Below are 3,447 nucleotides of genomic sequence, written 5' to 3' on the forward strand. Positions count from 1 at the left end.
GATGCTTTTCTAGGTCGGAAAGTTTTTGAATTAGGTTTTTCTTGGGCAGAGTTAATACTCGCTTGGGTACAAGGGTTTCAAAGCGAATCCCATCAACTTCGATAAAACTGCTTTCATTAGGTAGTATCTAGCCAACATGAATGAAAGCAGTTTTATCGAAGTTGATGGGATTCGCTTTGAAACCCTTGTACCCAAGCGAGTATTAACTCTGCCCAAGAAAAACCTAATTCAAAAACTTTCCGACCTAGAAAAGCATCTATCCAATAGGTGGTATTTGCTTTCAAACAATTATGCCAAACCATCAACCAGTCATTATTGGAGATCCAGTTCCTAGTTTGTTGAATCTTTAATTCAACTAGACGTTCGAGAAGAGAAAAATTATGATCTTAGAGCTTTTTAACAACTTATTTTTTAAAGAAAAGGGGGTTAACATGAGGATTTGGGAGCCAGAATTAATAGCATTGCCAATTCCCAAAAATGCCTCTGATGCCAGTATCGAAATCGAGCTTACTGTTTATGTAATTAATAACACCCTCGAATCCGTTCGTCTTCATCCAAATGACGCTCTGATGCCCGAACTGATAACCTCAAAGGGTCAAACATTACAGCCAGAAGTAGCTATAGAGGAATCTTTGAAGAATCTAGAGAAAATTCAAGCTATTAGGAGGAGAGCGCTCGGTGGCAGATTTCCATTGACTCGTTGGCTCTCAAATTTAGTTTTTAGGTTAAGACGACCACCCAAGATAATAAATCTTGACGATAGCTTAATCGAACCTGGAGAGGGCAAAAAAACTTCTCCAATTGTCAGGCTACTTTGGTATAATAACAAACTACAGCTAAAATTTATCAAACAATTTAGTTACTTACCAGTCAGTTTCAAGCTAAACGACAGTTGGTGTTTTCACGATCTGCAAGCAGATACCTATCAATTGAGGTTTACTAGAAAGAGTTCAAGCGATCGCACCTCAGCAGATTTGAAACCAGAAACGAAAACAGAGGCGATCGCTCCAGCTTTGGCAACTCAATTCCTAAGTCTGAGCTTGCAAGAGCCAGTAGGGCCTGACAACAGTGCGGTAGAAGTAGATGGGATTCGCTTTGAAACTCTAGTGCCGCAACCAAGGGTAATAGTTCCGAGATCGCAACCAAAGGTAAGAGTTCGGAATCCGCACTTAGACCCCTATACTCTCGTAGAGATTGGTATTCGTATTAGCAACAACACCTCCAGTTGTTTTCGGTTCAACTTATTTGCCAGCTTGATTCCACAACTGATAGGAACGGATGGTCAACCAATAGAGGCTGCCTATGGTTGTAGCTTAACTATAATACCAAAAGAATCAGATTTTCCTATAGTTAAGCCGGGAGAGAGTCTGACATTTTTTCCCAAGATAGCACAACTGTTTTGGGTGAAGGGAGAGCTTTTTTGCCTGAGCATTCCAGCCGGAGATGGAGGTGGTTGGGTTTTTGGATCGCTTTCTTTAGGAACCTATCAAATTAATTTTATATACAAAAATCAAGATAGGACAGTAGAAATACTAGATAAAGAAGGGAGAAATGCGAAATTACTGGAAGACATCTGGGTAGGGATGGTATTTACTCCATCAATCACTTTTAGTTTAGTTAGGTCTGAAACTGAAAAAAGTCTCTAGTCCATAAAAAAGTAGTCACTATTTTGTTGATAAATAACATAGGAGCGATAAAAGTGCAAAAGCAAAGTACATTCATACTTTTTCTGACAACAACTCTCCTGGGAATATTGCCAACTAGGTCTAGCTTGGCATTCTCGATTACTCCTCCTCCCTCAGACTTCTACAGATACACAAAGCCTTACTTTGTTGATATTGACAAGGGTATATGGGGTTATACTCAATTAGACGCATGGCCAGAGTCGGACCCCCGGCGGTATTTATCGAGAGGACAGGTTATTGAACTCAAACAAGGGGGAACCACAGGATTACTGAACTTACTAGAAAGTGAGTTTCCCAACTGGAACTTTGAGGAAACGGGAAACTTACAAGGTAGTTTTGATATTCAGGAATATTACTCGTGTGCTCCAAACCCTCTAGGATATGAGTGGTGTGGTCGTCACACATTGAATAGTGTCGGAGCTCATATTAGATGGAATTATAACCCCCAACCATTCTCTTTCGATCCCCAAGGTGATAATGTTCACTGGATTCAAAGGGTTATCGCTACCTTTTCACCATACAAAACAGTACCACCCTCCGGATATTTAGATTTCATCGATATTGTTCCTGGTCAGCAAAATCCTTACTACGATACTGAAGGAGCTGCCGAATCAGACTATTTTAGAGATTCTCCAGTATACAACTTTCCACATATAGAGAGTTTCTTTTATGCAGAAACTTACCTTGTTGAGGAAATCGCACCAAAGAAAGTAAAAATTTACAATGGTGTTAGATGGGGATGGGAAAACAAGATATCTCCCATTAAACTTGCAGAAAGTTTTTCTGAGAGCCTGAGTTCTGGTACAGAAGTAGACGACTTCAGCGTAGATGGACTAACTCCAGGAACACCATATATGGCTTGGACTAACAATAGCCTTCCTTCAAACCAATGCAACCCAAACACATATCTGAGGGGAGCCAGTCAGGACGGTTCTTGGCTTTATGATGAAAATAGTAGTCCTGAAGGAGATGGTTTTGCTTCAGCAATTTGGGGGACTGTTCCTAGTAGTGGTACTGTTGATTTATCTGTTGGGGTGGCATCGGGCGGTCGCCGTGGAGAAGATGAAGGTAACTACGAGCTTTTTGTCGCTTTATTAGATCCTCAAGACTTACCATCTGACATTTACCCCGTGAATAATGGGAGTAATATTGCACTCGGCGGTAGCGGTGGTGGTGGCATTATAGTCGGCGGTAGCGGAGGTGGTGGAATCATAGTCGGCGGTAGCGGTGGCGGTGGAGTCGATTGGGAGCCTCCAGGCCGCACTCAACAAAATCCCATACTTCCGAGTAGAATCGACTCTGATGGCTGGCAACACTTCTCTAACGTTCCCGGTTGTCGCTGGTATGACCCACCCATAGAGAAAGGATTTGAATTTGTCGCTACCGATGACACCCTATTTACAGAGATTCTAGATTTTCCCGTGGGTGAAGACGATTTGTTTACGGTTATGGTTGACGACCTAATTCTGGGAGAGTTTAGTCCCGGAGATAGAGTCGATTTTCTTTCCTTACTCGGTTCGGGTGTTTCCCGGTTTAAAGTAACTGATGGCGATCGCTCGCCACAACTGAATCGTTACAGTATAACCAATGTTTTCCAATTCAGTAATATTACTGTATCTTCGATCTCCTGATACAGGTAATATATAGCCAACATCAATAAAAACAATTTTATCGAGGTAAATGGGATTTTCTTTGAGACCCTTGTACCCAAGCAAGACCCAATAAATAAAAAAATGAAATCACATGAACCTTTTAGTAATAC

At 41.4% G+C, this 3,447-nt stretch carries 2 protein-coding genes; both read left to right on the forward strand.

All coding sequences use genetic code 11. From position 1 onward, the window contains the following. Positions 1-431 precede the first annotated feature (431 nt). Positions 432-1,646, forward strand: a complete 1,215-nt coding sequence (locus J7545_RS08420; RefSeq protein WP_318697919.1) for a hypothetical protein — start codon at positions 432-434, stop codon at positions 1,644-1,646. Positions 1,647-2,539: 893 nt separating this feature from the next. Next, positions 2,540-3,316 (forward strand): hypothetical protein, encoded by a 777-nt coding sequence (locus J7545_RS08425; protein WP_318719437.1) that lies wholly within the window; start codon positions 2,540-2,542, stop codon positions 3,314-3,316. Positions 3,317-3,447 lie beyond the last annotated feature (131 nt).

This window comes from Roseofilum sp. SBFL (assembly GCF_017746885.1).
GTDB lineage: Bacteria > Cyanobacteriota > Cyanobacteriia > Cyanobacteriales > Desertifilaceae > Roseofilum.